This window comes from Shewanella sp. QJM3NY_23 (genome assembly GCF_056173105.1).
In genome coordinates, this window is the sequence record NZ_CM149657.1 from 3,508,632 (window position 1) to 3,533,002 (window position 24,371).

Genomic DNA, 24,371 nt, shown 5'->3' on the forward strand with positions numbered 1-24,371 from the left:
ATAATTTAAAGTAAGAGGTGATAAATGGAAAATGGGAAGTGTAAAATCAGACAACTACTTGTATAACAATTAGTTGCCTTCATTTAAAAAGGCCTTCATTCAAAAAAATAGCCAACACGTTAATTTACAGACAAATATTAACCTTTTATGTAAAGTAACATATTGTTTGTCAGAGTTTTCAAGGACCTCATCAGTGCGATTAGTAAGCACTCAACATCACGTCGTTATAACGTTAAAAAACCTATAACAGCTATAAGCCATTATAGGTTTTTTTTAAATATGAATGCTAATAATTACCTTAACAATTAATTACAAAAAGTATTTAACCGTTAATCCAACAGAGCTAATATCATGCTGTTCTAGACCATAGTATGTGTAACCCAGTCCTGCACTCATATTATCAGAGAGCTGATAACCTAGCTCAATACCGAAGTAGAGATCAGTACCATTCTCTTCACGGTTAATCGTTGCCAAGCCTTGGCTATGAGTCTTGTTGTCGCTTTTCCACACCAATAAGCCTGAGCTAGCACCTAAATACCACTGGTCGTTAATAAAGTACTGATACCCAACAGCCGCAGAGATACCAGCTGCGGCTATGGGTTGGACTTTTGAAACAGCGTGCTGAAATGCATTTCCATCCAATGTCATACCATCAATACTGGCAGAGAAATCACCTAGGTTTTGATAACTAACATCCACAAACCAATTTTTATTGACCTGATAAACAACGCCCAGTTTCCAGCTAATATCAGAGTCATCTAAAGCTGTTACTTGTGCATCAAGCGAGCCCAAGGCTTTATTCAACTCACCTTTAGATACATGTGCAGTTGCTTGGCCAACACTCGCCGTTAGCCCCCACTCAGCCTTAGCGGGCAGAACCATAAGGCTAGCCATTAGTATAGTTGTACCTAATAACTTGATAGATTTCATCCGTCTTACGAGTGCTAAAGGCAATAGCAATAAGGTGAATAACGGCATACTACCACCACTTGATTTTGATTCATTAACGACAGTAACGCTTTCAAAGGCATCAACACTCACACTAACCTTGGCACTAGCTTCGCCTCCTTTATTATCAGAAATGGTATAAGTGACGGTATCTGTGCCATCAAATCCTATTGCCGGCGTATATTGAATAGAGTTATTCACAATCGCAGTACTGCCGTGTATCGCTGACGCAGACGTAATCGTTAACGTGTCGCCGTCTTCATCGGTATCATTTTTCAGTACATCAATCGTGATAGCGGTTCTATCATCCGTCGAGGCAATGTCATCATTAGCAACTGGGATCCGATTAGCAATAACGTTAACACTCACCTGCGCACTTGTTGTGCCACCGTTACCGTCTGAAATTACATAGGTAATGGTTTCCATACCTGCATAGTCTCGTTTTGGCATGTAGCTAAGTGATGAATTCGCTAACACCACTACCGTACCAAAGTTTGCACTTGCACTTAGCACGAGCAGTTCATCACCATCAATGTCACTGTCATTGGCTAATACGTCAATATCAACCGCTTCGTTCCACAGCATCGTAATTGCATCGTTTTCAGCAACGGGTGTGGTATTAGTGCTTAAGTAAACGGCTACACCACCTGGGTCAGCAATGCTGCTGTTGGCAACACCGTCGTTATCATTCGGGCCACCATCAACAATTTGTAACTGCACACACCAGTGACCTTCCGTTAAGCCTTCTTGCCACTGCTCACTCCCTGGAGGTGGACAAAATCCAGGCTCACCAAGGGTTGAATACAGTATGTTGTCAGCGTCTTCAACAAAATTCCCCCAGCCAGCTGCATCAGTGTACTTACGATAGATGGCATTGAGTGGAATCGGCTGGCGCTGTGGTAATACAAGTTTGTATTCTTGTCCTGGTTTTTCTAAACCAACAACAATGTAATCAAAGATACCACCAACTATTTTAGCTTCCCCATCTTCACCGACAGCTTGAACGGTTTCTTCATGGGTTAACAATAAGCTGCCGCTTTGCGTTGCAGGTGCGGCCGAGCCTTTACGTAAACATACACCTGATTCACCTTCGACTAAGAAGGTGACTTGCGTGCTGATCATCTCAGGCATCACATTACACACACTGATAGCATCTAAGTAATCAGCAATTCCGTCACCGTCACTGTCAGCAAAGCCTTCTTGTGAATCAGGAATTAAATCACCATCTGTATCAATTTCAGTTAATACAGGTAGCGCGCTTACCACGTTTAGATAGATGTCAGCCTGTGTCGTTAATCCTGGCTCACCCGAGTCTTCAACCAGTGCTGTTAACTTATGAATACCAACCGATAAGTCTGCCGCATCAAACGATATAGTCTCAGACACGGTCCCATTAATTAGCGCACTTAACTCATCTGACGTACTTGACCATAGGAGTGTATGGCTATCTGCAATGTTGTTATCGCTAATGGCTGCACTAACGGTTACCTCACCATCAGATCGCGACAATAACATACGGTTTTCGTTTTGCTGTTTAGCCGCGAGCATCACCTCTGGTGCAATATTGCCTTCAGATAATGTGATCTTTTGTACAGAATCTGGAGAAATGTTCACGGTATCAGACAGGCTAATCACTATGGTTTCACCGCTATCGGCGACGCCATCGCCATAGGTCTCAAAAGTAATACTCGCTGTGTTGGTTTCGCCAATTTCGACTTCACCAGATATTAAGCTATGGTCAGCACCTTCAACCGCGTCACCTGACACAGTAAACGGTACCACCACTGGGTAAGTCGGTGACGTGCCGTTTAAGTAAAAGTTCACCGTTACCGTGCTACCTTCCACAACGGTTTGGTCTTTACCAATAGAAATCAGCGGATGGACCTGAACACCTTGTGCTGAAATTGACTGATTACCGTCAGCATCGGTAGCCTGCCAGTAAGCTTTACTTATACCAGGAGAAAACATTACACGATTATCGACCAGCGATACTGGTAATGGGTTACCGTTCGCATCAAGCGCGGTTGCTACGCCTAAATCAACTTTAGTATATAACGCCGTGGCATTAACGACTCGATCTTCCGGTAGGGTAAGCGTTGGCGCGATGTCATCAAACAAGCCATTAATGATAAGCGTGACTGTTGCGGTACTAGTGCCATCATTACCATCAGATATGAGGTAAGTTAAGGTGAGTGACCCTATAAAACCTGGGGGGGCAGTAAAGACAAGCTGGCCATTTTCAACCACCACGCTACCAATATCAGCATTGCCCGATACAACACTTAACGTATCACCATCAATGTCACTGTCATTGGCTAAAACATCTAGGACATATCTGTTCTGACCGTTTTTATCAAACTCAATGGCGTCATCTTCAGCCAATGGCGCATCGTTTACTGCATCAATGGTGATACCGACTGTTACAGGCTCTGACTCGCCACCTTCTTTATCAATTACAGAAAAGGTAAAGCTATCGCTACCATTAAAGTCAGCAGTGGGGGTATAGGTTAAGTTAGGTGCAGTACCCGATAGGCTACCATGTGAAGGTGTACCGACAAGATAACGGGCAATGGTGCCGTCACGGTCAGAGCCTGACAAGGTCATACCCACACTGCCATCTTCTTCAAGCGATACAGATTGTGCGCTCGCCGTCGGTAAGTCATTTACCGACGATACCGTAATCGATACCGTTGCAGCAGAAGAGACGCCGCCATCATTATCTATCACTCTAAAGGTAAAGCTATCGTCACCATTATAATCAGCTTTCGGGGTGTAGGTTAAATTAGGTACATTACCCGATAGGCTACCATGTGAAGCTGTACCGACAACATAAAGGGCAATAGTGCCGTCGCTATCAGTCCCCTTTAAGGTCATCGCTTTCGCCGTATCTTCAACTAAAGAAACAGTCTGAGATATCGCCGTTGGCAGCACATTAACGTTTTGTATGATGACATTGACAGTAATCGTATCAATACCACCATCACCATCACTGACTCTCACGTTAAAGCGGTCACTACCATCGTGATTGGTATTTGGAGTATAGCTAATCGCTTTTGAAGTACCTGTACCAGAAACACTAGCGGTACCATTGGTAGCATTTGAGCTAATTGACCAAGTTAATGTATCGTTGTTTCGATCGGTAGCGTTTAGCGTTAACACAAAGGCTGTTGGGTTTGCGTTTTCACTCATAGTTACCGACACTGAGGTTCCTTCGGTAATAACGGGTGCAAATTTAGGAGCTTCGGTGATAGTGACTTCAACAGGCATAATCACATTTGCCTTTCCGTCGCTAACATTTACACTAAAGTTATAGGTACGATCCTTACCATCGTCGTCTGGGATATCATAATCAGGTGCATTTTGAAAAGTAAGAGCACCATTACTTGAGTTTATATTAAACTTCGCTGAATCTACCCCACCAGAAATACTATAGGTTAAAGTGTCGCTATCCATATCTACGGCATTAACACTGCCTACTACAGTGTTCTTTTCTTCGACACTAAAATCAGCTTTACTCTTTAACCAAAAAACACCACCGCCAACTCTGTCGACTACCGCAATATCTAGGCGCTTATCACCATCAAAGTCAACAGCATCGACAGCATTTATTAGCTCAAAAGCTGAGCTTACACGCTGTTTTGTAAAACTGCCTGAACCGTTATTTTCATACCAAATGACATCGCCATCTGAACCCACTAAAATATCGATATCGCCGTCGCCATCGATATCAGCCACATTCCCCTGCGAACCATTATCGATAATAGGATCACCTGGGTTGATCAAATGCTCGGTGAACGAACCCGCACCATTATTTTCAAACCAATATAATTCAGTTTTAGAAATAGCAAATATATCGTTGGTACTATCACCATTAAAGTCAGCAGTTTGAAGTGAAGGTAAATCAAATGCTTCTGTGGTATAAGGATTTAATCCCGCTTGAAACGTGCCATCGCCATTACCCTTTAACCAGAAATTACGCCCAGCTGTCTCACCTATGTCACCAGCAATAATATCAGGTATATCATCGCCAGAAACATCAGCAACCGTTATCTCAAATAACGCATAATTAAGGCCATTATAGACTCGACTTTGGGTGAAATTACCAGCACCATCATTTAGATAAACATATATACGGTCGCCATTATTTTGAGACGCTAAAACAATATCCAAACCATTGATACCATCTAGATCACTGAGACTGATAGACTGAGCACCATTTGGTAATTCGATATCTGTTGGCAGTGTCGTACGTGTAAAAGCGGGGGTCGGCGTCGCGCCATTGTTGGTGTATAAATACACAGCGTCGTTCTTAAAATCTGCCACAACAAAGTCGAGACCTGGTTTACCGTCTAATTCACCAGCGGCGACTTCCCGTAAATCAGCATCACTTACGTCTAATGGAGACACGACTGTTGCAAATTTACCATTGCCATCATTTAGATATACATTAACAGCATTGCCATACAATGACGTTACAATAAAATCAGGGAGATCATCTTGGTTAAAGTCTGCGAGATCGCTACGGTAACCGTTTGCAAATGAAGCAATTTTATCTTCACTCCAATGCTGCCACACTGGGTTGTTATTGGCGTATGCCATACTGGTAACGGCAAATAAAAGTAAAGCAAAGGCATTATATGCAAGCAATTTAACACCGGATTTCAACCTGAATTTTCCCAGATTAAATAAGGAGCTGATTGCCGAAATATGCTTAATACAAACCGAAGGTTTAATATTAGCAATGGTTTGAGCGGTGGTTCTCATAAAAATTATTACCTATCAATACGTAGAAGTACTATATGTAATCCGTTAATAAGTCGCGATACGCGACATATTGCCAACCATTTGCCTACAAGAGGAACATCCACTGCTAACCATTTATTTGCAATAAAACAACAGGCCATTAACAACACACATAAATAGGTGATGAGTATAATTAAATAAAAAAGAAAATGAGAGATATAATATCTTTTTTTTAACTTATTTAGTTAAATCAACACTAAATTAAACCACACTCCTACAGACCCACAGCAAGTAGTGGTCAAAAAACAAACATCAATTCCATTATTCACTACCACAGGTGTTCCCGAATAGATAATTGAGTGCTTTGGCAAGCATCTAAAAATCGGTTTCCGCTCTTATCTAAATTACAGAGCCCGCAAAACAAAAACTGCTTTGTTACTTTTAAATACATCCTAAATTTACGCTAAATAAAGTTAATAAAGTTATCCATTTTAAATTTATCATTTGCCTAAATTTACAGCTATATTGTTCATCTTTGCTTCTCAACTTACGATAACAACCTGACTGAAAATATTCGATATATTAGATATATTTAAGTAGTAGCGGTAGAGAAAACGACTGAACGTCACTTACACAATATTAAATGAGATAAGACTGTTACCGATAAATCTAGCGGACTTGCTGATCAAATCAGAGTTAGGTCATAGCTTACCACTGCCACGATGAGAGCTAGATTGGCCAGCTTACTCATCGCTATTAGTACCACCATTATAAGCTCGCAAGCTCACTGACTGCTCAACAGTTGTTTTAAAGCAATACATCGCTGTTTCAGTAATAGAAGATTGAGGGGTGACCTTTTAGCCATATGCTTACACTTTTTGAGATGGGCTAATCGCTGTAGCCTCAAAAACGGGATAAAATGTGAGCGATTTCATAATTACTCAACCTAGTCGCATGATCTTGCACCGACTTTGATCTCGTGCAATTTTTACACAGCCAATTCACTTTAGACTGCTCAAATCGACCCATTGGTCGATAGTGATAACCGCCATGATAAGGGGTTGCACGGGATTAATTGGCTGCATCAGCCTTCATACGTAAAGATAATAACATGCAAATAGCACAACAACTGCAAGACAGGCGAAGGACTAGCCTGCATCATGATGAGCATTGGAACTCTATGAGCGCAGAGCAAAAAATGGCCCTTTATAACCTGCTTCGGTTTGGTTATCGACTGTTGTTTGTTCGCCATTTGCCTTCGGGTCCGTTAGCGATTATCGCGCAGCAGCACCAACTATCGACCATAGATAGCCGCGGTGAAGTTGACGACAATCCAAGGATCCGACTTCGAGACTAAGGCTTATTATTCAATATGCCTTTAGCGCCTATGGCGTTTATCTCAAAAAAAGGAGCACCATCAAGGTGCTCCTTTTTTATGGCTGGCCATTATGCTGGCGGCTTAGCTTAATAGCATATCGACATGGGGTATACCGTCTTCGAGATACACATCCGAGACAGGGGTGAATCCCATGCGTTGATAAAAACCACTGAGATACTGCTGCGCACCGATTTGGATATTGGCCTGCGGCCATTGCGCTTGGGCAATGGCTATCGCCCTGTGCATTAGTGACTCGGCAAGCCCGGCTCCACGCGCGCTACTTGCGACCACCACTCGGCCAATACTGCTATCGGCATAACTCACGCCCGGCGCTAAAATACGGGCATAAGCCACCAGCGCACCATGTTCATCAACCCCTAACAGATGGCGAGTCTGGGCCAGAGTGTCTTTGCCATCGAGCTCGGGATAAGGGCAATGCTGCTCTACCACAAACACATCGACCCTGAGCTTAATTAGCTCATATAACTGCGTAACATTGAGCTGTGAAAACCCATAATCTTGCCACTGCACCACTGACTCCAACCACTTGATTAAATGATTAGACAGTCTACCCATTATCAACCTAATGGAGCAATCATATTTATCGCGTCATCGCCTCAAAGGTAGTCGTTACGAGGGCTCAGCTTGGGGCTTTCTAATCGCTAATACGGCAACTACCGCCACCATTAATAGCCCTGCGAGGATCAAAAACACATCATTGTAGGCTTGGATATAAGCTTGCTGTGTCATGGTTTGATGCAACAACGCCTGCGCTTGAGCCTGCGCCGTAATAGGATCTGAACCTGCCTGCACAAACATCTGGGTGGTATATCGCAGGTGTTCATAGGCATTGGCGCTCACCGCCGCTACCGTCTGCTTCATGTCACCAAGATGGATGCGCGATTGATTATCGATTAAGGTCGCCACCAACGCGATACCGCAGGCACCGCCAAGATTACGCACCACATTGAGCACGGTCGAAGCCGAGGCGTTTTCCGCCTTACTTATGTGCAGTGTCGCTATGATGCCGATAGGCACTAAAATAAAAGGCTGACCCAAGGCTCGCACAATTTGCGCCACCACCATTTGATCGCCAGCAAAATCGAAGCTCATATGGCTATTGAGATAATAACTTAGTCCAAACATCGCAAAGCCAAAGGCGGCTAAATAGCGGGCATCAAATCGCTGCATCAACCTAGGAACTAAGGGCAGCACCAGCAACTGAGGAAAACCCATCCACATGATCACTTCGCCGATTTCCAGTGGGCTGTAATTATGTATTTGCGACAGATACAACGGGATCATGTAAATCGCCGAAAAAAGTGCCATGCCTAATAAAAAGTACGCTAACGCCGACAATGCAAAATCACGCTGTCCTAGCAGCCGAATATTCACCAGTGGTGAGGTTTTCTTAAGCTGGATATAGATGAATAAGCCCAAGTTAATGGTGGCGATAATGGCCAAGTATTGAATTAAGTCACTGCCAAACCAATCTTTACGGTTGCCCTCTTCTAACACCACTTCCAAGCAGCCCATGCCAAGAGCCATGGTAATGATGCCTGAAAAATCGGCATTTTTAAGTAGTGACCATTCGATAGGCTTGCGCTCCAACCCATAAGCCAGCATCGCCATCACCAGTAAACCTGGCGGCAGATTAATGTAAAACAGGTAATGCCAGCTAAACTGCTCGGTGAGCCAACCGCCGAGCGTGGGGCCGATAGAGGGCGCGAAGGTGGCGGTCACCCCAAATAACGCCATGCCAGTGGCGCGCTTCTCCTCTGGCAACAACTCTAAAATTAACCGAAAGGCTAACGGGATCAACGCACCGCCAAAGAAACCTTGCAGCGCCCTAAAGGCGATCATCGACTCTAGGTTCCACGCCATAGAGCATAATAGCGAGGCAAAAATAAACGCCGCGGTTGTCCAAAGCAGATAACGCCTAACCGACAAGCCTTGGCTTAACCAGCCCGACAACGGAATGGCAATCATCTCGGCCACCAAATAAGCGGTGGCTATCCATGAGCCCTCTTCCAAAGTCGCCCCAAGGCTGCCTTGGATCTCTTTCATCGACGCATTGGTTATCTGAATATCAAGGATCGCCATAAAGGCGCCAATCAAACCACCAAATACGGCTATCCAAGAACGATAACTGCCACACTCATACCCTTGCGAAGTCGCAACAGGTGCAGCACCTAAGGTTAACGCAGAGCTCATTGAACGACCTGACGATGACTGGCAATAATCGTGTCTTGTGGCGCATCACGGGTATCGACCTTCACCACAGCGCTAAGCCCCGGCACTATGTGCGTGTCAGCCTCTAAGTTTAAGCGGATACGCACCGGAATACGCTGCACTATCTTAGTAAAATTACCTGTGGCGTTTTCCGCTGGTAAGAGGCTAAATTTGGCGCCCGAGGCGGGTGACAGACTATCGATAACACCGGTAAAGGTTTTGTCGGGAAACGCATCAAGATAGACCTGCACTTGCTGTCCGGGCTGCATATGTTGGATCTGGGTCTCTTTAAAATTAGCCGTGATCCACACCGCGCCATCGGGTACCAAACTGTATAGCGCCTGCCCTGGTTGCACATATTGCCCCGACAGGGCACCGCGCTTACCTATCACGCCAGAAAAAGGCGCTCTAATTTGGGTATCGGCTAGCTGAATCTGTGCTAACTCCAGCTCTGCACTGGCTAAATCCACCTGAGACTGACTTTGCAACAACTGCGCATTTAATACTGATAATTCGGCGCGTTTAGCCACCAGCGCGGCATTGGCCTCATCGAGCTGGCCTATTGCGGCATCAAAATCGGCGGTGGCTTGGTCGACATCATCCTGTGAACTGTAATCTTTATATTTAAGCTGTTGTGCGCGCTTAAGTTGCTGCGCCGCTCTCACCTGCTTGGCTTGCGCAGTGGCAACGCCTGCGGCGGCTTGGGTGATTAACGCATGCTGTAAATCTACTTGGGCAACCAGTGTTTGCAATTGGGCTTGACTGCTCTGTAACTTAGCTTGGCTCTGAGTCACTTTAGCCTGATATTGATTAGCCTCCAAAGACGCCAGAAGCTGCCCCTTGTTGACATGCTGATTATCGGTAACTTGGGTGCTAGTGACATAACCGGGCACCTTAACGCTAATATTGGAAATATCGGCTTCCACGTAGGCATTGTCTGTCGATTCGATAAAGCGCACTTGGCTCCACCAATAATACCCGCCAGCTGCCACCATCATCACCGCCAGTGGTAACCCAATAAATAATCCACGCTTTGCCATTCACACTCCAATTCATAAAACCCTTGATTAGTGTGCGCTAGTTTACTACTGTCTCACTATATTTATTAGATAGCTAAAAAATTACCAACTGTTTCACAGGTGCAACAATAGATGGATTTAAATCGTATTCAGATGTTTGCTCAAGTCGTCGATAAAGGCAGCTTTACTGCCGCAGCGAAGGCCATGGGGCTCACCAAAGCTACCGTCAGCCGAAAAATTGCCGAGCTCGAAACCGACTCCGGAGTGCAATTGCTGTATCGCACCACTCGATCCTTGAAACTCACCGAGGCAGGCAGCGTCTACTACAACAATATCCAACGGATTTTAAGTGACTTACAAAGCGCAGAAGATCAACTGAGCGCCAGCCAGCAGACGATTAAAGGCAGCCTAAGAATCGTCTGCCCAATCGAATTAGGACAACTGTTTTTTGGACGGATCTTTGCCCGCTTTCTTGAAGCCTATCCAGAGATGAGCTTAGAAGCCGAGCTCACCAACCGAAAAGTCGATGTGATTGAAGAGGGTATCGATATTTTATTTCAAGTCACAGACGTCAACGACAGCCGCCTGCAGAGTTACAATATTCTCAATACCGATAAAATCTTAATGGCTAGCCCTGATTATTTGGCTCGCTTTGGTACGCCAGCATGCCCACAAGATCTTAACCAACATCGTGCCATTCGACTCAAGTCTTCCCATATCGATGGTCGTTGGACCCTATTTAACGATAAAAAGTGGGTAGAATACCAACCTAAGGCCCAGTTAACCGTCAACAATGTCACCCTAGCCAGAGAAGCCGCAATCGAAGGGCTGGGTATCACTACAGTGCCTAGCCTAGTGGCCCAAGCCGCATTGCAAGATGGCCTATTGGTTCCGTTATTAGAAGATTTCCCTATGGCGCAAACTAAGGTCTCACTGAGTTTTCCGCGCCGAGCATATCTACCGCGCAAGTACCGCGCTTTTATTGAATTCTTTTATAACTCCCTGTTTGCCGCCCGAGTTGAGGCGATATTAGAGATCCCCGATTTCATTAACCGGCCAGAGCAAAAAACCTCGCAATAGTGATACTTAGCGCTGTTTTGATAAATTCATTATCCAAGTCTGCAAAAATGCCAATAAAACTGCTAACATTGGGCCAATTTTTTTAGCTTAAAGAGATAGATCAAGATGGGAAGAGCATACCAAAATCGCAAAGAATCTATGGCCAAAACGGCTGGGCAAAAAACTAGACTGTACTCTCGCTACGGCAAAGAGCTCTATGTTTGCGCAAAAAATGGTGGTTTCGATCCAGATGGCAACTTAGCACTGCGTCAAATGATCGCTAAGGCTAAAAAAGATCAGGTTCCGGCTCACGTGATAGATCGTGCCATCGAAAAAGCCCGTGGCGGCGGCGGTGAAGACTATGAAACAGCCCGTTATGAAGGCTTCGGCCCGGGTGGCGCCATGGTCATCGTCGACTGTTTAACCGATAACGGTAAGCGCACTTTCACTGAAGTGAGACAAGCCTTTGTTAAAAATGACGCCAAGTTAGGCGGCCCAGGCACGGTTGGTCATATGTTTGATCACCAAGCGGTATTTGTCTTTAAAGGTGACGATGAAGAAGCCATTTTAGAGCTGCTGATGATGGCCGATGTGGATGTTAGCGATATTGAAGTCGAAGACGGCATGGTCAGTGTTTTTGCTCCTCATACCGAATTTTTCAAAGCCAAAACCGCCTTAAACGAAGCGCTACCCGAAATCGAATTTGAAGTGGAAGAGATCACTTTTGTGCCGCAAACCATGACAGAGGTGACCGATCCTGAAGTGATCGCGCAATTCGAGAAGTTTCTAGCGGCGCTAGAAGATTGTGACGACGTGCAAAACGTCTACCACAATGCGGAATTTGCAAACTAACTGGTTGATTTATTAAATAGCGACGGCGGCTTTAATTTGAGCAACTCAATTCAAAGCCGCTTGATTTTTTCACCACCTACAGTAGTTAACCCACAAGCTGTTTTCAGCAAAGACTCATCACTCTTAATGGGTAAATAATCTATCCATATTACCCCTAACTAAATTAATTCTGGTTCATATCTCCCTATTGTTAATGTCTCAGACTTAAGACTGACAACGAAGTGTGTCTATAATGTATCTATATACGTCGTTCACTTCGCCTAGCGGCGTGAATTAACTCTTTTACACTCACTCTACACATGATGAACAGGTGATCTATGAAGTATTCTACATCGTTAATGGCCATCGCACTGACCAGCGTCCTCACCGCTTGTGGCGGCAGCGATAGCAATGACACCCCTGATGCACCCCTGTCAGGCAGCTTCAGTCTAGGGGTATCGGATAATCCTGCCGATGCCCAAATTGTCAATATCGCCTTTAAACAGGTCGTGCTCAAAGGTAATGGGCAGTCACTGTCGTTTGATGTATCAGATAACGGCGACCTCAAAATGGTCGACTTACTTACCGTTCAAGGCCAAGAGATGGCCACATTAGTCAGTGGCCAATCGGTTCCCGTCGGTGAATACCAAATGTGTATTTACATGAAAAACAGTCAAGTCGCCGATACCAATAGCTCCTACGTGAAAACCATGGACGGGACTGACGCAGGGCTAGTCACCAATAGTAATGGTAGTTGCGGTGGCGTAGGTGCCGATGACCCCGATACTGGCCGACTGTTTTTTAATAAGGCTTTTACTATCGCCGCCGGTAATAATCTGTTTGTTGCCGAGTTTAACTTAGCTAAAGGCATACAAGCTCCTCATGGCAATAAGGCATACTGGACACTCAAACCTACCTCGGTGCAACTGGTTAATAATGCCGAGGTGGGCGCCATTAGCGGTCAAATTAGTCTCGATACTGTGACAGCATGTGAAACCGATGCTGGGGGCTCAGAGTTTAGCCAAGCAGTCTATCTATACCCAGCAGAAACTGCACTGACTGACATGGTCGATTTCCGCCCAGATGCCGATATCACGCCACCTCAAGTGGCACCAATTGCCTCCTCACGAGTGCAACCAATACTGGATGACACCGAAACGCTTATCGGTTACCAATATGAGTTTGGCTTTGTCGCTGCAGACACTTACAGCTTGGGTTACACCTGTTTAGCCCAACATGATGATCCAGAATCAAGCAACGACGCAGACGACCCACAAGCTCCTTTCGTAATTCATGCCGATGAACAGAATGTCAGCGTTACCAAGGCTGCGGTAACCGAACGCAATATCCCTATGGATTTTGTCCCAGCCAACTAATTTAAGCGCTCAGCTTTACCCCACAAAAAAGGCACTCATTGAGTGCCTTTTTAATTATCTCCTGCGAGTAAGATTCAGGTGAAGCTTTAAATTAAGTTCTATGAGCAACAATCACGGCGCCACCAATTTTTAGGCAACTTTTCCAGCAACACCTTCAACATTAAGATTGCTAGCACAACGCCAGAGGTATAGACAATAGGCGCTGGCAACAGGCTGTGCTGCTCACCCACTTGCGGCATCACCTCAAAGCCAAAGGTATCGACAAGATAATTTACTATCACCCCAGAGACTAAGGCGACACCGAGTACGCCGCCCAAATAACCATACAAGGCGCGCTTACCCAGCTCTTTAGTGACCACGCCCAAGGTGGCGATATTCGTCGCAGGGCCTGCGAGCATAAACACCAATACCGCGCCGGGTGACACCCCGGCAAGTAATAGTCCTGCAGCAATCGGCGTCGATGCCGTAGCGCAGATATACATAGGCACAGAGATCAGTACCATCACCAGCATGGCAAGCAGGCCATCACCCCATTTCGCCATAAAATCGCCAGGGACATAAGTTTGTACCAAGGCCGCAAAGAACAAGCCAACCAGCAGCCAGATGGTGGTATCACGCACTAAGTCGGTTGCGGCATAATGCAGCCCTTTGCCCATTCTGGCGATCACCGAGGTGCCTTTTAGGTCACTGGCCATATCTTGGGTCGATTCGCAGCAACTGTCAGCTTCAGGGGCTTTGTTTGCCGTGCTGCAACAGCTCGATGCAGACTCGACTTTAACGGTAGCCTTATCACGACAACAGCTGGCGCTGGCAGCGACTGGCTTAAGGCGAGCCACTTGCGTCGTGCCTTGAGGCGACATTGCCATCATGCGCCTACTTTCACCTAATGGGCGCATGACGAGCGACTTATCCCCTTGGCTAGCACCACCGCCACTTTTTACGGGCGTTGCGGCTTTGCTACTGCAACAAGACGCCACCACGACCTCGGCTTTATTACTGCTACAGCAGCTCGCGGTTGCCGCGTCCTTGTCTGACACTGAGGTTGCAGGCGCTACTTGGTCATCATCGCGGCCAACTAACAAGCCTGCCACAATGGCGCTGGCAATAGCGGCAATCGGTCTGACAATCGCCATAAATGGCCCAAGCAAGACATAAGATACGCTGACAGAATCGACACCCGTTTCTGGGGTCGAGACTAAAAATGAGGTGGTCGCCGCTTTTGACGCGCCAGAGCGACGCAGCCCTACTGCGGCAGGGATCACGCCACAAGAACATAAGGGTAAAGGCGCGCCCAGCACCGCCGCCTTAACGGTGGTTTTAAAGCCATGGCCACCGAGCTGCTGTTGCATCCACGCCATGGGCACAAACATCTTTAACATACCCGCCAACACTAATCCCAGTAGCAACCAAGGGGCTGACTCTAAAAACAGATCGATAAAATGACTTAATAACATAACTAGCCCTTACGCTTACAGCTTGCTTTATTTGGGTTATCTTGATGCTGATGAGTATGGTTTTCAGGCTTTACTTCAGCAGAGTTTGATTCTAGCGCTTCTAATATTGAACAATGTTCGGCACTTTCAGGGCCGCCACAACAGGCATCGGACAAGCGCTTAAGCGACACCTGAAAATGATTAAGCTCGGCGATTTTTGCGCTCACCTGAGCTAACTTGATATCCACCATCCCTTTGACATCGGCGCACGCCCAATTGGACTTATCCAAGTCAATCGACAACAGCTCAGCGATTTCGGCCAGCGTGAACCCCACCGCTTTGGCCCGCAAGATAAAACGTAACCGCTCAGCGTCTTGTTCGGTGTACATGCGATAACCCGCTTCGGTTCGCATCGAAGGCGATAACAAACCATGTTTTTCATAAAACCGCAGGGTGTCGGCCTTCACCTCACACTGCTTTGCTAGTTCACCTATTCGATACATGCTTCATCCAAATCGCTTGGGATCATAGTCAATACCCCTGAGTATAAACCTTAGAGTTAAATCTAAGGTCAAGGGTTATTATGCGTATTTACAATCAAGATGCTTGTTCGCTTACGCGTATTGTGAAATCGTGCAGAAAAAAACAGCATGGCACACCATTTTACGATAAAATACGCGCGCCGCGATGGACAGTAACAATAGATTGAGGGACTTTTGGAAAGCAGAGCAAGGCACTAACTAAAGCCTTGTATTGTTTTCCGAAAGATCCTTAAAAATAACTACTGGACCCTGTACCCAAAATGAATAATGCCAGACCTATTCGTCGCGCGCTGTTAAGCGTTTCTGATAAAACCGGAATCCTCGAGTTTGCCAAAGCCTTGCATGCTCAAGGTGTTGAGCTGCTCTCTACTGGCGGCACCGCTGCCCTACTTGCAGACAACGGTGTGCCTGTCATTGAAGTCTCTGACTACACAGGTCATCCAGAGATCATGGACGGGCGCGTAAAAACCTTGCACCCCAAAGTGCACGGCGGCATCTTAGCACGCCGTGGTATCGATGAGCTGGTCATGGAACAAAATGCCATCAAGCCCATCGACTTAGTTGCCGTTAACCTCTACCCCTTTGCCAATACCGTTGCCCAAGAAGGCTGCACCCTAGCCGATGCGGTAGAAAATATCGATATTGGCGGCCCCACCATGGTGCGCTCGACCGCTAAAAACCACAAAGACACCACGATTGTTGTCAACGCGTGCGACTACGACCGCGTGATTGCCGAGATGCAAGCCAATAACGGTAGCACCACGCTTGAAACCCGTTTCGATTTAGCCATCGCCGCATTTGAGCACACCGCGGCCTATGACGGCATGATTGCCAACTACTTCGGTACTATGGTGCCAGCCCACAGCACCGATGAGTGCCACGCTGATTCTAAGTTCCCGCGCACTTACAACACCCAACTGGTGAAGAAACAAGATCTTCGCTATGGCGAGAACAGCCATCAGAGCGCGGCGTTCTATGTGGATCTGAATATCGACGAAGCTTCAGTCGCTAGCGCAGTACAGCTACAAGGTAAGGCGCTGTCCTACAACAATATCGCCGACACCGACGCGGCTCTTGAGTGCGTTAAAGAGTTTGACGAACCCGCCTGCGTTATCGTTAAGCACGCTAACCCATGCGGCGTGGCGATTGGTAGCGATCTGCTCGATGCTTATAACCGCGCGTATCAAACCGACCCAACCTCAGCCTTTGGTGGCATTATCGCCTTTAATGGCGAGCTCGACGCCGCCACCGCGAGCGCGATTGTTGAACGTCAGTTTGTGGAAGTGATCATCGCCCCAAGCGTGAGCCAAGCCGCACGAGAGGTGGTTGCCGCTAAAGCCAATGTGCGCCTGCTAGAGTGCGGCCAGTGGAACACTAAGACCACCAGCCTAGACTACAAGCGTGTCAACGGTGGTTTGCTGCTGCAAGACCGTGACCAAGGCATGGTGAGCCAAGCCGATGTTAAGGTTGTTTCGAAGCGTCAGCCGACCGAAGCGGAAATGAAAGATCTGATGTTCTGCTGGAAAGTGGCTAAGTTTGTTAAATCGAACGCCATTGTCTATGCCAAAAACAGCATGACCATTGGTGTAGGCGCCGGCCAAATGAGCCGCGTCTACAGCGCTAAAGTGGCGGGTATTAAAGCCGCCGACGAAAACCTCGAAGTGGTAGGCTCTGTCATGGCATCGGATGCGTTTTTCCCCTTCCGCGATGGTATTGATGCCGCAGCAGCCGCAGGGATCAGCTGTATCATCCAGCCAGGCGGGTCGATTCGTGATGAAGAGATCATCAACGCTGCCGATGAGCACGGCATGGCGATGGTGTTTACAGGTATGCGTCACTTCCGTCATTAATTTGTTGGCGCGAATTAAATTAAAAACGACTTAATTCGCGGATTAACCACATTCATTTTTAACGTTTAGCGCAAGCCATTTTCTCTAGGTCAAAGCAAGCAGGCGCACTGTTATAGGTAAGGATATACCCATACACAGGCATGCTTGATACAGAGAGAGGAAATGGCGCAGCTATAAAAGGTAAAGACATGAAAGTATTGATTATTGGTGGCGGCGGACGTGAACATGCATTAGCGTGGAAAGCCGCTCAATCAGCACACGTTGACACCGTCTTCGTTGCACCAGGTAACGCAGGCACGGCTTTAGAGCCTAAACTAGAAAACGTCGCCATTAACGTTGAAGAGATTAGCGCACTAGTCGAGTTTGCTCAGTCCAATAACATTGAGCTCACCATCGTTGGCCCAGAAGTCCCCTTGTCTTTGGGGGTTGTCGATGCCTTTAACGAAGCGGGTTTAGCGATTTTTGGCCCCACGAAAGGCGCAGCGCAGCTCGAATCCTCTAAAGCCTTCACGAAAGATTTCTTAGCCCGCCACAACATTCCAACTGCGGCCTATGCCAACTTTACCGAGATTGAACCCGCCAAAGCGTATGTGGCTAACGTCACCGCCAATACTGGCTACCCAATCGTCATCAAGGCCGATGGTTTAGCGGCAGGTAAAGGGGTGATTATCGCCCAAGACCAAAACGAAGCCGATGCCGCCATTGAAGATATGCTCGCAGGCAATATGTTTGGTGAAGCAGGCTCACGTGTCGTTATCGAAGAGTTTTTAAAGGGGGAAGAAGCCAGCTTTATCGTGATGGTCGATGGGCAAAACATTCTGGCTATGGCCACCAGCCAAGATCATAAGGCCCGTGACAATGGCGATAATGGCCCGAACACTGGCGGTATGGGTGCCTATTCTCCCGCGCCGGTGGTGACCCAAGCGGTGCACGACTGGACCATCGCTAATGTTATCCGTCCAACCGTCGATGGCATGGCCGCTGAAGGCAATGTCTACACAGGTTTCCTTTATGCAGGCCTAATGATCTCACCCGATGGCAGCGCTAAGGTGCTTGAATACAACTGCCGTTTTGGCGATCCAGAAACTCAACCTATCATGATGCGCCTTAAATCAGATTTAGTTGAGCTTTGCTTAGCCGCTACCCGTGGTGAACTAAACCAAGTGACTGCCGAGTTTGATGCGCGCGCCGCCGTTGGCGTAGTCATGGCTGCCGGTGGTTACCCCGATGCGTACCGTAAGCATGATGTCATTGAAGGCTTAAGCCTTGGTGATAATAACGCCAAAGTGTTCCATGCCGGCACTTGTATGCAAGAGGGAAAAGTGGTCACCAATGGGGGGCGCGTGCTATGCGCTACCGCACTGGGCAATACCGTTACCGAGGCACAACGTGCTGCATACGCCTTAGTGGATACCATCCATTGGGACGATGTGTATTTTCGTACCGATATTGCTTATCGCGCCATTGCTCGCGAAAGCTAACCCTAAGCTAGCATAATAAAAAACCGGCCATGGCCGGTTTTTTATTATCCACTCGCTCGCTGATAAACAATTAACAAACGTGAACTAGTTCACACATGAATATTGTTACCAAGTGCACTATATTCACTTGAGCGTTTTCAACTAAATCAGGAAAGCATGATGACATATACAATTGGCGATCTTATCTATAATGGCGAAAGAGCTGGCGTACATCACTGGAACACCCTTGCTGGTACGGCCTTTTATTGGCATCCTGACTGGCTACATATTGCAGAAGACATGACAGGCTTAAGGTCGACCACACCAGTGGTCGCGAGCGATGATGATGCGGCCACCCAAGCCGATGCCGAGCGCGCCATCATCAAACATTTAAACGAGCAGGAGTAAATCCCTCTCTCACGTGAGCGATAAAAAGGTTAATGGCCCGCGGCGATCGCTTTTTTGGCAATCTTATCGATAAGCTTAGGCGCGAATAGACGCAGCCAACGACCGACTCGCCCGCGCATTGAGGTGATCATCATACGTCTACGCTGAGCAATGGCAGGTAACATCATCTGCGCACATTGCTCGGCGCTAATAATTTTAGACTCCTGCATTGGGCTACGCCCCAGTGGCGCGCCTTGGCCATCGAGTGCCCGCTTATGGATTTCTGACACCACAAAATCGGGACAAATCACAGTCACCGCCACATTGTCATCGGCTAACTCAATACGCAGTGAGTCAAAAAAGCCCATCACCGCATGCTTAGATGCACTGTAACCACTGCGGGTTGGCACGCCCGTCAAGCCTGCCACAGAAGAGATCACCACCACTTGCCCTTGGCTGGCTTTTAAATGGGGTAACGCACTGTGGGTTAAATAGGCGGGGCCGAGATAATTGACCGTCATCACCTTGGCAAGAATGGTCAAATTCTCTAACTCATCGAAGCGTGACCACATAGTCATGCCCGCATTGTTAACCACAATATCGAGATGACCAAAATGGCTAATGGCACTATCGACGATATGTTGGCAACTGTCGGGTGAGCTAATATCGGCGCTGATCACCAAGGGGGTGTGATGACTCATCTGGGCTAACTCTTGTGCCAGTGAATCAAGCCGGGCTTGATTGCGGGCGGTTAATACTAATTTACACCCCAATGGCGCCATGGCTTTGGCCAATGCACGCCCTATTCCTTCAGAGGCGCCGGTAATGATCACCACTTTATCTGTCAATCCTTGCATCTTTGCTCTCCCTACCCGTTAACCACTTAAGCGACATAGACTTAAGCTCACACAGATAGCAGCAAAGCACAAGCATCACACCTTAACGCCCCTGTGCTGCGGCCTCTTGGATTAGCTGTAATTGTGGGTGCGAATCAAGATAGGTCTCTAGGCTCTGAGGCCGGCCAATGGCATAACCTTGCGCATAGTTAATGCCGATAGACTCTAGCCTGTCGATGATCTCTTCATTTTCGACAAACTCGGCGACCGTCTCTATGCCCATGACTCGGCACACATCATGAATCGATTTGACGATGGCATAATCTTTGGCATTTGTGGCCAACGTTTTGATAAAGCAGCCGTCGATTTTCACATAGTTCACAGGCAGCTCGCGCAGATAACCATAGGAGGCGAAGCCGGTACCAAAATCGTCGAGCGCAAATGCAAAGCCTTGTTTACGTAGGCGGTTTAGCATTTCCATCGCCCGATCGCGATTTTGAATCGCGCTGGTTTCAGTGATCTCAAAGCAGATGCAACTGCTAGGTATAGCAAAATGCTGCAACTGAGCGATGATATAATCGACCATGCCTTCGGCGCCTAAGCTATTGCCCGATAAATTAATCGATAGACAATGGTCATGCCATAGCTCTGGGTGAGAAGACAACCACAAGAAGGTTTTGCGGATCACCTCTTTATCAACCTCAGTCATTAGCTTAAAGCGCTCAGCAGCCTCAATAAATTGCGCTGGCGGCAAGATCCGCCCACAGGGCTCTTGGATCCGCAGTAGGATCTCCATGCGCTTATGTTGTGCGTTGCCACTAATGCCTTTAATCGGCTGATAATAGAGAATTAACTCATTACGTTCTATCGCCTGCGCAATTCTTACCGCCCATTTGGGTGCATTACGCTGATAGGTTAACTCTTTGTCTTTATTGTCATAAAAATGCACCTGATTACTGCCCTTACGTTTAGCGGCAATACAGGCAATATCGGCATCTTTGAGCAACTCAAGCGGTAAAATATAGGGCGAACGCGCCACCGCAACCCCAGCACTTATCCCTACGCGGTATTGGCATCCTTGGTGCTCCATGACCTGCTTGGCCACATTATCCATAATGCGTTTCACTTGCTGGGCAACCTGCAACAGGGTGTTGTCTTTAAGGGCTAAACCAAACTCGTCGCCGCCCAGACGAGCGACTAACACATCCCCCGTCAGACTCGATTGTATCGCTTTAGCGACTCTCTTAAGCATCACATCGCCTTGGCTATGACCACAAGAGTCGTTGATCAACTTAAATTGTTCGAGATCGAAATAACACATTGCCAGTATCTTGGCGTCGGCAGCAAAGTTCACTAAGCGTTCTTCAAAGGCGCTGCGGTTTAATAACGAAGTGATACCATCAAAATTAGCTTTACGTCTTAATTGATGTTTCAGCAACTCCTCTTGGGTGATATCCCTCAGCACAATCACACTGCCAATCACCTGGTTGTGTGGATCGCGCAAATTGTTAATGCTGCGCTCCATTATCTTACTGTTATCATTACAACATTTAACTTTACTTAATAAGGGTTGACTCACGCCACTTTGCATTAAAGCAAACAAGGTTTGGTTAATCTGCTTATCTGACTTAAACAGCCGCTCGATACTCTCGCCCACCGCCATATTAGACTCACACTGCAGTAAACGCTCTGCCTGAGGATTGAGATAGATAGCCTTCGCAGAGACATCGGTGAGAATCACCGCTTCGGCAATCGCCTCTAAGGTGGTTTTTGAACGCTCTTTTTGCTGGAAGATACGTGCCATCAAATGATTCACTTGTTCGGCGATGCCAGCCAACTCTTCACAGCCATCACCTCGCAGGGGCACATAGGTCTTAGCCGCAGGATCGATACTGGCTAATTCAGTCAACAATTGCCTAAAAGGGCTCACCAATCCCACTCTAAGCCATAAATACCCCATAAACAGCAATAAGCCACTCAGGCCGATAACACCATAGAGCAACAGGGTCGGTTGTTGATGAATATCGTTAAAGACACCATCAGAAAGAGTTATCGACAGATGCAGGGCTTCATCGTCAAGCAGGCTAGGCACATCCAGTTGGTGTGACAGGGTGGCGTAGTTTGGTATAAGACCTTTGGCTTTGCCACGCCCAAGTTGCAGGCGACTCAAGGCATCGTTAACTTGATAGCGATTTAACAGACTAACATCAACCCCTCTCACAAAGACGATAGATAAGCTCGGATCAACAGGAGCAACGCTGATAATAAAGCCCTTATCCTCTTGCAGGTAAAAGCCCGTTTTAGCTTGAGTGAGCTCAAACAGTGATGCGGGTAATTTGTCGGAGTCGAAGTAATTTATGGTTCCGCCACTGGAGGCGAAGGCGGTGGCTTTATCCTGATCCAAATAGAATAGACTGCGATGTTCGGCTAATCCGCTATTGAGCCAAGCCTGCTCAAAGCGCTGACGACTGGGGCGATCTAATGCCGAAATAGGCACACCGTATATTTGGGTGAATAACGCCAAACGCTCAAGCTCAGTATCAATTAGGCTGGCAATATTATCGAACTCGGCATCGATAGAGGCGTGTTTAAGCTGCTCGACCCGGTTGTCGAACCACAGATTGAGGGAGACTGTGATAGCAATGATGGCTGGCAAGCAAAATCCGACAACAAAAATCACTAATTTTTTGCTAATACGCATGTATCTACAGCCATCCTGTGTTAATTCATATTCGCATTAATACAAATGCGGCAGGCAAAATACCCTATTTAGCCAAGGGATTAAATAGCTTTTCGCACTCACCACTCCAAAAGTACTCATAACGACCGTATTTATAAAAAACTGTTGTGTTAAATGATAACGCCAGCCACTAACCACCTAAGCAAGCTTTACTGTGTATGCTGCCTAACAGAACAATGCACACTCGTCACGACTTAAAGCTTGTAAACAATCATAATTACGCGCCATAAGATCAAAAAAGCCCGTTTAACGGGCTTTTTAATAAGACTCATCTCAAGTACTGACTACTTATGATATTGAGGAGACAGTGCATGCACCGACTTGATAAATGAACCAGCACGCTCAGGATCAACATGTTGATGAATACCATGGCCAAGGTTAAATACATGGCCTGTACCTTCACCGTAAGAAGCTAAGATTTGATCCACTTCTTGATGAATACGCTCAGGAGTACCATATAGCACTGAAGGATCCATGTTGCCTTGCAGGGCAACTTTATCACCCACGCGGCGACGCGCATCGCCAATATCTACAGTCCAGTCGAGACCTAAGGCATCACAACCCGTTTCAGCCATCGCTTCTAACCACAAGCCACCACCTTTGGTGAATAGGGTCACAGGCACTTGACGACCATCGGCATGACGCGTCAGTCCATCAACAATCTTCTGCATGTAACGCAGTGAAAATTCACGATATGCGTGATGCGATAATGCGCCGCCCCACGAATCGAAAATCATCAATGACTGGGCACCGTTAGCCACTTGAGCATTAAGGTACAAGGTGACTGAATCGGCAAGCTTGTCGAGCAGCATATGCAGTGTTGCTGGCTCTTCGTAGGCCATTTTTTTAATTTTTTCGAACGCCTTGCTTGAACCACCTTCAACCATATAGGTCGCCAATGTCCAAGGCGAGCCAGAGAAACCAATCAGCGGCACTTCACCTTTAAGCTCGCGACGAATCGTGCTTACGGCATTCATCACATAGCCCAGTTCATCTTCTGGATCAGGAATGCACAGCTTTTTAATGGAATCGATGGTATCGGTAGGACGCTCGAAACGTGGGCCTTCGCCCGCTTCAAAATAGAGACCAAGCCCCATAGCATCAGGCACAGTCAAAATATCAGAGAACAAGATTGCGGCATCTAAGTCGTAACGACGAAGCGGCTGAAGAGTGACCTCACAGGCCAGATCTTGGTTCTTGCAAAGAGACATAAAGTCACCAGCTTCGGCGCGGGTAGCTTTGTATTCTGGAAGATAACGCCCAGCTTGACGCATCATCCAGACAGGAGTTCTATCAACAGGTTGTTTTAGTAAGGCACGCAAATAACGATCATTTTTTAGTTCTGCCATGGGGCTCTATTCCTACGCTTATTGATTTCCGCTGGGACAGTAGTTTAGCATTTACGTGAATAAAGTAACCTCCATCAGTACATTTATGTGACAAACGCCGCTTGATTATACTTTTATCGTCTACCTGTTTGTTTTTACACCAGACTATCGATGGATAATGGGGTAAAGGTTCACAATTCGTTAGAAAA

General features: G+C 46.9%; 16 protein-coding genes. 7 read left to right on the top strand and 9 right to left on the bottom strand.

All coding sequences use genetic code 11. The annotated features are described in order from the left end of the window. Nucleotides 1-309: 309 nt before the first annotated feature. Entirely contained in the window at nucleotides 310-5,595 is a 5,286-nt protein-coding gene (locus AC0VXX_RS15575) for an Ig-like domain-containing protein (RefSeq protein WP_475515010.1), read from the bottom strand. A 1,207-nt stretch (nucleotides 5,596-6,802) separates the two neighbouring features. On the opposite strand from AC0VXX_RS15575, the gene AC0VXX_RS15580 reads away from it, so the two are divergent. Further along, nucleotides 6,803-7,048, top strand: a complete 246-nt coding sequence (locus tag AC0VXX_RS15580; RefSeq protein ID WP_110457033.1) for a hypothetical protein — start codon at nucleotides 6,803-6,805, stop codon at nucleotides 7,046-7,048. 102 nt (nucleotides 7,049-7,150) lie between these two features. On the opposite strand, the gene AC0VXX_RS15585 is transcribed toward AC0VXX_RS15580, so the two are convergent. From AC0VXX_RS15585 to AC0VXX_RS15595, 3 genes are all read right to left on the bottom strand, one after another. Further along, nucleotides 7,151-7,600, bottom strand: a complete 450-nt coding sequence (locus tag AC0VXX_RS15585; RefSeq protein WP_475517052.1) for a GNAT family N-acetyltransferase — start codon at nucleotides 7,598-7,600, stop codon at nucleotides 7,151-7,153. 99 nt (nucleotides 7,601-7,699) lie between these two features. Continuing rightward, nucleotides 7,700-9,283 (bottom strand): DHA2 family efflux MFS transporter permease subunit, encoded by a 1,584-nt coding sequence (locus AC0VXX_RS15590; protein ID WP_475515011.1) that lies wholly within the window; start codon nucleotides 9,281-9,283, stop codon nucleotides 7,700-7,702. Continuing rightward, nucleotides 9,280-10,341: an HlyD family secretion protein gene (locus tag AC0VXX_RS15595; protein WP_475515012.1), complete on the bottom strand. Its 1,062-nt coding sequence runs from the start codon at nucleotides 10,339-10,341 to the stop codon at nucleotides 9,280-9,282. The genes AC0VXX_RS15590 and AC0VXX_RS15595 overlap by 4 nt, the downstream gene beginning before the upstream one ends. 111 nt (nucleotides 10,342-10,452) lie before the next feature. Between AC0VXX_RS15595 and AC0VXX_RS15600 the strand changes: the two genes are divergently transcribed. The 3 genes from AC0VXX_RS15600 (at nucleotide 10,453) to AC0VXX_RS15610 (ending at nucleotide 13,586) form a co-directional block, all read left to right on the top strand. Beyond that, complete coding sequence (locus tag AC0VXX_RS15600; protein WP_475515013.1) at nucleotides 10,453-11,400, top strand: LysR family transcriptional regulator; 948 nt, start codon at nucleotides 10,453-10,455, stop codon at nucleotides 11,398-11,400. 105 nt (nucleotides 11,401-11,505) lie between these two features. Next, the gene (locus tag AC0VXX_RS15605) at nucleotides 11,506-12,231 is read left to right on the top strand and encodes a YebC/PmpR family DNA-binding transcriptional regulator (RefSeq protein WP_475515014.1); all 726 of its coding nucleotides are present in this window, start codon (nucleotides 11,506-11,508) and stop codon (nucleotides 12,229-12,231) included. Nucleotides 12,232-12,548: 317 nt separating this feature from the next. After that, on the top strand, nucleotides 12,549-13,586 hold the full coding sequence (locus AC0VXX_RS15610) for a DUF4382 domain-containing protein (RefSeq protein WP_475515015.1): 1,038 nt from the start codon (nucleotides 12,549-12,551) through the stop codon (nucleotides 13,584-13,586). Between the two features lie 98 nt (nucleotides 13,587-13,684). Here the strand turns inward: AC0VXX_RS15610 and AC0VXX_RS15615 are convergent, their stop codons facing one another. Both AC0VXX_RS15615 and zntR read right to left on the bottom strand, forming a co-directional pair. Beyond that, on the bottom strand, nucleotides 13,685-15,040 hold the full coding sequence (locus AC0VXX_RS15615; protein WP_475515016.1) for an SO_0444 family Cu/Zn efflux transporter: 1,356 nt from the start codon (nucleotides 15,038-15,040) through the stop codon (nucleotides 13,685-13,687). 2 nt (nucleotides 15,041-15,042) lie between these two features. Then, nucleotides 15,043-15,522, bottom strand: a complete 480-nt coding sequence (gene zntR, locus AC0VXX_RS15620) for a Zn(2+)-responsive transcriptional regulator (RefSeq protein ID WP_475515017.1) — start codon at nucleotides 15,520-15,522, stop codon at nucleotides 15,043-15,045. Nucleotides 15,523-15,821: 299 nt separating this feature from the next. Between zntR and purH the strand changes: the two genes are divergently transcribed. The 3 genes from purH to AC0VXX_RS15635 all read left to right on the top strand — a co-directional run bounded on the left by purH (nucleotide 15,822) and on the right by AC0VXX_RS15635 (nucleotide 19,279). Next, nucleotides 15,822-17,411, top strand: coding sequence for a bifunctional phosphoribosylaminoimidazolecarboxamide formyltransferase/IMP cyclohydrolase (gene purH, locus AC0VXX_RS15625; RefSeq protein WP_475515018.1), 1,590 nt, complete (start codon nucleotides 15,822-15,824; stop codon nucleotides 17,409-17,411). Nucleotides 17,412-17,599: 188 nt separating this feature from the next. Then, on the top strand, nucleotides 17,600-18,892 hold the full coding sequence (gene purD, locus AC0VXX_RS15630) for a phosphoribosylamine--glycine ligase (protein WP_475515019.1): 1,293 nt from the start codon (nucleotides 17,600-17,602) through the stop codon (nucleotides 18,890-18,892). Nucleotides 18,893-19,051: 159 nt separating this feature from the next. Beyond that, nucleotides 19,052-19,279, top strand: coding sequence for a hypothetical protein (locus AC0VXX_RS15635; protein WP_475517053.1), 228 nt, complete (start codon nucleotides 19,052-19,054; stop codon nucleotides 19,277-19,279). A 29-nt stretch (nucleotides 19,280-19,308) separates the two neighbouring features. On the opposite strand, the gene AC0VXX_RS15640 is transcribed toward AC0VXX_RS15635, so the two are convergent. The 3 genes from AC0VXX_RS15640 to hemE all read right to left on the bottom strand — a co-directional run bounded on the left by AC0VXX_RS15640 (nucleotide 19,309) and on the right by hemE (nucleotide 24,183). Next, the gene (locus AC0VXX_RS15640) at nucleotides 19,309-20,115 is read right to left on the bottom strand and encodes an SDR family oxidoreductase (protein WP_475515020.1); all 807 of its coding nucleotides are present in this window, start codon (nucleotides 20,113-20,115) and stop codon (nucleotides 19,309-19,311) included. A gap of 82 nt (nucleotides 20,116-20,197) precedes the next feature. Beyond that, a complete protein-coding gene (locus tag AC0VXX_RS15645; RefSeq protein ID WP_475515021.1) occupies nucleotides 20,198-22,795 on the bottom strand; it encodes a putative bifunctional diguanylate cyclase/phosphodiesterase in 2,598 nt (865 codons plus the stop codon). Nucleotides 22,796-23,118: 323 nt separating this feature from the next. Beyond that, complete coding sequence (gene hemE, locus AC0VXX_RS15650) at nucleotides 23,119-24,183, bottom strand: uroporphyrinogen decarboxylase (protein ID WP_119978066.1); 1,065 nt, start codon at nucleotides 24,181-24,183, stop codon at nucleotides 23,119-23,121. Nucleotides 24,184-24,371: the final 188 nt, after the last annotated feature.

Bases quoted from the DNA above. Each gene is read 5' to 3' on its own strand.
- AC0VXX_RS15635 (WP_475517053.1), top strand. From the start codon at position 19,052: ATGACATATACAATTGGCGATCTTATCTATAATGGCGAAAGAGCTGGC.
- AC0VXX_RS15600 (WP_475515013.1), top strand. From the start codon at position 10,453: ATGGATTTAAATCGTATTCAGATGTTTGCTCAAGTCGTCGATAAAGGC.
- zntR (WP_475515017.1), bottom strand. From the start codon at position 15,522: ATGTATCGAATAGGTGAACTAGCAAAGCAGTGTGAGGTGAAGGCCGAC.
- AC0VXX_RS15615 (WP_475515016.1), bottom strand. From the start codon at position 15,040: ATGTTATTAAGTCATTTTATCGATCTGTTTTTAGAGTCAGCCCCTTGG.
- AC0VXX_RS15605 (WP_475515014.1), top strand. From the start codon at position 11,506: ATGGGAAGAGCATACCAAAATCGCAAAGAATCTATGGCCAAAACGGCT.
- hemE (WP_119978066.1), bottom strand. From the start codon at position 24,183: ATGGCAGAACTAAAAAATGATCGTTATTTGCGTGCCTTACTAAAACAA.
- AC0VXX_RS15590 (WP_475515011.1), bottom strand. From the start codon at position 9,283: ATGAGCTCTGCGTTAACCTTAGGTGCTGCACCTGTTGCGACTTCGCAA.
- AC0VXX_RS15610 (WP_475515015.1), top strand. From the start codon at position 12,549: ATGAAGTATTCTACATCGTTAATGGCCATCGCACTGACCAGCGTCCTC.
- AC0VXX_RS15640 (WP_475515020.1), bottom strand. From the start codon at position 20,115: ATGCAAGGATTGACAGATAAAGTGGTGATCATTACCGGCGCCTCTGAA.
- purD (WP_475515019.1), top strand. From the start codon at position 17,600: ATGAAAGTATTGATTATTGGTGGCGGCGGACGTGAACATGCATTAGCG.
- purH (WP_475515018.1), top strand. From the start codon at position 15,822: ATGAATAATGCCAGACCTATTCGTCGCGCGCTGTTAAGCGTTTCTGAT.
- AC0VXX_RS15595 (WP_475515012.1), bottom strand. From the start codon at position 10,341: ATGGCAAAGCGTGGATTATTTATTGGGTTACCACTGGCGGTGATGATG.
- AC0VXX_RS15645 (WP_475515021.1), bottom strand. From the start codon at position 22,795: ATGCGTATTAGCAAAAAATTAGTGATTTTTGTTGTCGGATTTTGCTTG.
- AC0VXX_RS15580 (WP_110457033.1), top strand. From the start codon at position 6,803: ATGCAAATAGCACAACAACTGCAAGACAGGCGAAGGACTAGCCTGCAT.